This window comes from Bacillus sp. B1-WWTP-T-0.5-Post-4 (assembly GCF_009183795.1).
In the GTDB taxonomy this organism is placed as follows: domain Bacteria; phylum Bacillota; class Bacilli; order Bacillales; family Bacillaceae_G; genus Bacillus_A; species Bacillus_A cereus.
On record NZ_WEIJ01000026.1, the window covers coordinates 1 to 5,802 of the forward strand.

Sequence of the window (5,802 nt, forward strand, 5' to 3'; positions counted from 1 at the left end):
CCCGCTGAATTGTAATGTTTTTTGGATTGCCTTTGTAAATCGTTCCTGCTTCGTTGACGTACTCAATTTCATCTTCGTAACCGATATCAGCTAGCTTGTCTAGCAATAATTTCAGATCGACAACGATCGTTGCGCCGTGCATTTGACTATTTCGATCCGTTGTGGTGTGCGATCCCTCGACCGCACGACATGTAAGTTCGGTTTCTTCGATCTTTTCAGGCTTCCCCCACATGTCGAGATCTCCGACTGCTCTTCGCCTGATGACTGTTTGTTTTAATGGTACGATTGCCATTACGTAAGCCACCCCACATTACGACCCGATACGTGTAGATCGTCGTTTACTTCTTCAATAAGCTCTACTACACTATCAGGAATAAGATCTTTTAGTGGCTGCCCTACCGCACTAGATACATTGTTTTCTTTGAACGTGAAAGAACCTACGCCCGTAACACTGAATGACGCAATACCATGCTGCTGCATTTTGTTCGTGTCGTTGTAAACGATAGCTAAATACGCCGCGAATTCGTATATTGCGTTATCAGGGATTGTATTACCCCTGAATTTTTTCTTTAGCGTTCTATCTGCCGCATTCATAAGACGAACTTTTTTGTCGTCGTCAGCGTCGTGCCAGTCCTCATTGCTGATTACGTAAGCATCGATGTGCTCCGTTGCTTCTGCAATTCGTTCCATATATCACGACCTCCTATATATAAAAAGCGACTAGAGCCGAAGCCCTAGCCGATCAGTTTCGATTATTTTCTTTTAGTAGAAAGACCCGTAATCTTAGCGTGGGCTGCTTCTTGTAACATTTCTAGCGTGTACTCGCCGACGATCATTCCTTGCATGTAGTCGCCTTTCTTACCTAAGTAAGTGTGAGCGAATTCACGCGTTTGTAATGGACGTATAGATAAACGATTCGCGTCGATTACTAGGATTTCGCCCGCAGGCATGTTGTTATTTAGTACGATCTCAGCGTTACCGAAGTCTGAGATATAGTGGTCTACTACACTTCCTCGTCCATTGTCCATACGGTCTAGGCGAATTGATGCATTATCGAAGTTAGATATAGCAATCTTTTGTGTAGCACCTACGATAATTTTATAGTTACCGCTAGCAGTAGAACCGCTTTTCTCGAAGATTGCTCGGAATGCTTCGATTAGATGCTCATCTGAGATTGCTGCGCCGTTAGCTTTGATCACATTTGTCTGAATGAACGAACGTACACCGCGCATCATACGCTTGTTGCCTTTCTCGTACTTAATGCCGTTGATTACCGCTTTTTCTAACGCTAGCGCTAGTTCTAGTTGTTTCTTTTGCTTTTCTTTCTCGTACTCATTATCTACGCCATGCTGAGTGACCGCCATTGCCGTACCCGTGATCTCTACAGTCTCGTCGAAGATTTGTGTAAGGTTAGAAACTCGCTTACGTGGCTTGTGACGAACATCGCGAGCGTCTGCCCCCTCTTCGCCTTCTACGAACATTACTTCTACTACTTCACCAACTTCCGCAGCAGCCGCAACCGTATTAGCGTATCCACGCAATACTGTTAACTTTTCGCCTTCGACTTTAGCTACTAAGATTAACTCTTCGCCGATTCGGATTACTTGACGAGATCGGAACGCTTCGCCGTTTTCTACTTCGATAGATGTAGCATCAGCAGTTAAAGCCGCCGTCAATGCGCTCTCTTGTTCGAACATTTCATCTTCGAACCAAACGTGCTCAACGTTCGTTACTGGGATTCCGAATCCTACTAGATTTAACATAGGTGTTTGTAATGGGTTTAATAGCAGCATTTCATCTGCTACGCTCTCTTGCTTACCGATTAGATCATTCGAATATACTACCATTTATAATTTCCTCCTTAGAATTAGAAAAAGCCGCCCGATTATTGGCGACTTCTCTTTGTTTATATTAGTAGGCGATTAGCCTACAGATATTAGTTACTTCTCGAATCTTGTGGGTATTTGTCTATACTTTAGAAGTTTATTCCAGTCGTTATCGTTTGGCGGTACGGGAATATCTCCGATACCTGCCGCATTTTGCATAAGAGGACGAGCACCCTTTCGACTTCTAAAACGCTCGTTCATGAAGTCTACTGCCCACTTATTCTCACTTTCGATTTGTAGGATCCCCACGACGGCTTCGAAATAATCACGTAACCCTTGCTCTGCCTTTTTACGCAGTGGATCGACTTTATTTTTGCGTACGGTCGGCACAATGTTAGTACGCCAATCATTTGCGAGATCATCGAGTGTTATCGTACCTGCTAGATTCGCCATTGCGTAATCCTTAGCTTTTGAGTATTCGTCCTCGGCGATCCTCAACGCAGCCTGAGCCTTTTCGATCTCTGCTAGTGCTGCTTTCTTTTGCGTCGCTACCTTTTTCCCCGCAAATTCTTGCTTTAGGATATCTTCATATGCTAGCGTAGCTGCCGTCACATCCTCTTTTGCAGCTTGTACCTTTTCTCGATAGCCTGCGATAAACTCGTGAGCCTTATCGTTTTGTACTGAGAATTCATCATATAGTTTCCATTCCATCTTTTATCTCCCCCTTCGTCTTTCCTTCTAGTAATCTGATACACTTCCGTAGTAATGAGATTAAATTTTCCCGCCACTTCGGTATGTGTTTTGTTTGTACTTCTTCGGGTTGCTCTTCTTGTAACCCATAAATATCGATCAAAGCCGCTTGTGTCCGCTCGTCCTCGAAGCCTTTTATCGTTTCGCTCGTTTCCTCAGGCGCTTTATAGTGGCACATGATGTCAGGAGCTCTTAAACACGCTTTATACACATCTTCTGTACTCGTATGTACGTCAAACGCCGATACGTCATCGCAGTTCATTATTACGATCGTGCGAATCTTCTCTTCGATTGGCTCGTCTCGTAAAGGTAAAATATTCTGTGCTATTACGTAATTGTCTTCGTAAATATATGTACATAAAAACCGTACCCCTCGCAGCTCGTGAACGTTACAAACAACTAGTGTACGCATGTAGGACTGACCTTCCTTTGCAGATCGTTCATCAATCGCTGCGTGTCGGTACTATAGAACCAAGCATCAATCTGTTTGAAATTCTTTTCGCCAACAAATTGAACAACGCGCTTTACGTTATCTTGATTCGCTATCGATCGCCCAACTTCCCATGCGCTTACACTTTTTGTGTCCACGCCAACAAGATCGGCAAATTGTTTTTGGGTTACTCCCATTAATCCGCGAATTAATTTTAATTTGCTGCTATTTAGCTGATACACCATATCGCTCCTTTACGTATTGATATTTTAAAATAAAAAGTAAGACGTAACCGTCAATGGTGTACTACCGCAGGCACGGGAAATGTGATCTTATCGCTCCGAGTAGCGATGAAGAAACCTGCGGCAATACTGAAAAATAATCCGAGGTATCGGAATACAGAAATAATCGATAACAAGTCGCCTATCCCTTACATACTATAGATACGACTAGATAGGTATTAATTGTATGCATTTTAGAATTTGTTACAGTTTTTTTAGTTTTTGATACATAAAGTTATTCCCCGCATCCTGTTACATAAACAGATTGTCGTTGTCGTATCGATCCTTAATACCTGCGCTCCCACGCGGTTTTTGCGGTATGATCTTCCAATCAGGCGCTAGTTCTGTGTTTAAATTAATCACTACGAAATCACGCCCATACTTCCCCCTAGCTTCTCTTAAAATTTGCATTAGGTATGACATTCTCTCACCTTTCGATAGTGGTTTAGTTGCTGCTGCCTTGTGTGTTGCGCCTAGATCGGCTATTTTGGCGTTTGTATTTTCGGCATTATCTTCGATAGTATTCCAATACGTTGTTTTGTTTGTTTTCATCCTTAAACCCTCCGATTATTTTTAGTATGGTATGTGAAATTTTTTAAAATCTAACGCATGATCGATCGCGATCGTTCGTTGTTCATCTGTCGCAGCCTCTTCGATGTTTAGTAGTTGGATGCGTATTTCTCTCGCAATTTCGCTATCTCTTAAAAGCATTCCGATACGTAGAATAGCGCATATAGGAAATACGTTTGCTCCACGATATGACTCGCCCTTAGAAAGTATAGGTTTACCTTGAACAATTACTTCTTTAATCTTTGAATATGCCTTATTGACCATACCGTCTCGTAATACTTAGAGATCTGCTTCGCCGTAGCGAATTTCGTTCCTTATAGTAGTGTAGTAACACGCTGCCAACTTTCTTTAAAACATCGATTCTAGTTATATACTCGTCACGTTTGACGAGCTTGTAAATGTATCCATCCCCTTGGCTTCGCTCTTTCTCCGCTTCTATTTAAGTCCTATCCATTATTTAATACAATTACTAGTTCTTTTCCCTTCATTTGTAATACCTCCGATTATTCTTTTATTTGTTTTCTGATCGTCTTTCCTCTAGCCTTTTAATATCTTTCGTTTTAAACTCGTCCACTCGATCGGAAAATTGCTGCGCGAATTCCTTCGCCAGTGGGAAACGCTCGAATAGTTCCAATTCTGTTAGTGGTATTAGCGGCTGATAGTAATTATTTGTGCCGCGCCCTTTGTTTATTACCTTGATCAACCCAACATCGCGCAACAATGCAACATGTCGTTTGACTGTCGATAGGTTTTTCTTTAGCAGCTTCGCTAGTGCGTACTGCGATGGGTATGCGTACTTGTCTTCTTTTCGGAAATACTGGACGATAATTTGATAAATAAATAGTGTCTCCGCAGTAAATCCATACGGCTGCATGTTCATATAATGGAACAGATTCGCAGGTGTCCGCACAAATGCGACTTGATCTGTTGTTTCTTGTTCGTACTTGTTGTATAACGGCTGCTCGCCTGCTGCCTTTGCCCCCTCCGCCATTTGTGCGATTAACTTACGTTTTTCGGCTCTCGCTACTTGTTGGGCTTTTCTTTGCCCTTCTGTTAGTGCCATTTCCCTTAACCCCTCCTTTTGATAGCTGATATATCATCGGTCTTATAGCTGATGTATCATCGGTCTTATAGCTGATGTATCATACGGTATAAAGAATTAATCTTATAAAGAATTATTTTTATAAAGATAATATTTCCGATACGAATTCAAAGGTCGAATTCTATCGGGAAATTTACGCATAAGATAAGGATATAAATAAGAGCGTACAAGATATTTAAGTAATATCTACCGTCCTTTCCTTTGCTTTACACGTACATAAACGCGGTACGATTTTAGTTTCGACTGATTTCGTTTATAGGTTTGTATTTAATAACGAAAGATAATAAACGATATTCTATGCGTTATTTTGAATAGAAGGGATTACGCCGATAAATAACTGATATTTCTTAAACGCCTCAGATTCGTTTGTATGACGTTTTATGCGCTATAGATACAATAGAGCTCGAAATATAGGGAATACCGCTTATTTAGCAATCTGCGTAATTACAGGTGATAGGATTCGCTAGGGGATTTCGTAAGGATTCGCTAGGATTCGCTAGGGTATCGATGGGCTATTTCGTAAGGCTTTTCGGTAGGGTAGTGATAGGAATGCGGTACAATCTAGTAGCTGCTGCGGGAAATCTACGCCCCGAGTTAAAAATGATGCGCGCTTTTTGAATACCACTGCTGCGAGGGGGGACAGCGGCGGCTTGGGGGGATTCGGAAATTTTCGATTTGGGTTGGCTCGTCGGTGAATATCAAATTCATTTTGATGAATAACGAATACAACAGAATGACATTTTGTTACTTTCGAACTTCTCTTTTAAACGTTGATTTAAAAGCATTCTAAAGACTTTCGCAATCAATTTAATTCGATAAAAGTTTTATGCACGAAACAAAACG

At 41.6% G+C, this 5,802-nt stretch carries 8 protein-coding genes; all 8 read right to left on the reverse strand.

Annotation, left to right across the window (positions count from 1 at the left end):
* Positions 1-291 precede the first annotated feature (291 nt).
* Positions 292-690 (reverse strand): hypothetical protein, encoded by a 399-nt coding sequence (locus GBN91_RS28335; protein WP_152122882.1) that lies wholly within the window; start codon positions 688-690, stop codon positions 292-294.
* A gap of 62 nt (positions 691-752) precedes the next feature.
* Entirely contained in the window at positions 753-1,847 is a 1,095-nt protein-coding gene (locus GBN91_RS28340; RefSeq protein ID WP_152122883.1) for an SU10 major capsid protein, read from the reverse strand.
* 93 nt (positions 1,848-1,940) lie between these two features.
* A complete protein-coding gene (locus GBN91_RS28345) occupies positions 1,941-2,537 on the reverse strand; it encodes a hypothetical protein (protein ID WP_098605410.1) in 597 nt (198 codons plus the stop codon).
* Positions 2,518-2,988, reverse strand: coding sequence for a hypothetical protein (locus tag GBN91_RS28350; protein ID WP_098605411.1), 471 nt, complete (start codon positions 2,986-2,988; stop codon positions 2,518-2,520). Before GBN91_RS28350 ends, GBN91_RS28345 begins: the two co-directional genes overlap by 20 nt.
* Positions 2,976-3,248: a helix-turn-helix transcriptional regulator gene (locus GBN91_RS28355; protein WP_193222142.1), complete on the reverse strand. Its 273-nt coding sequence runs from the start codon at positions 3,246-3,248 to the stop codon at positions 2,976-2,978. Before GBN91_RS28355 ends, GBN91_RS28350 begins: the two co-directional genes overlap by 13 nt.
* A gap of 291 nt (positions 3,249-3,539) precedes the next feature.
* Positions 3,540-3,839: a hypothetical protein gene (locus GBN91_RS28360; protein ID WP_152122887.1), complete on the reverse strand. Its 300-nt coding sequence runs from the start codon at positions 3,837-3,839 to the stop codon at positions 3,540-3,542.
* Between the two features lie 21 nt (positions 3,840-3,860).
* Entirely contained in the window at positions 3,861-4,121 is a 261-nt protein-coding gene (locus GBN91_RS28365) for a hypothetical protein (RefSeq protein ID WP_152122889.1), read from the reverse strand.
* Between the two features lie 247 nt (positions 4,122-4,368).
* Positions 4,369-4,920: a helix-turn-helix domain-containing protein gene (locus tag GBN91_RS28370; RefSeq protein ID WP_152122890.1), complete on the reverse strand. Its 552-nt coding sequence runs from the start codon at positions 4,918-4,920 to the stop codon at positions 4,369-4,371.
* Positions 4,921-5,802 lie beyond the last annotated feature (882 nt).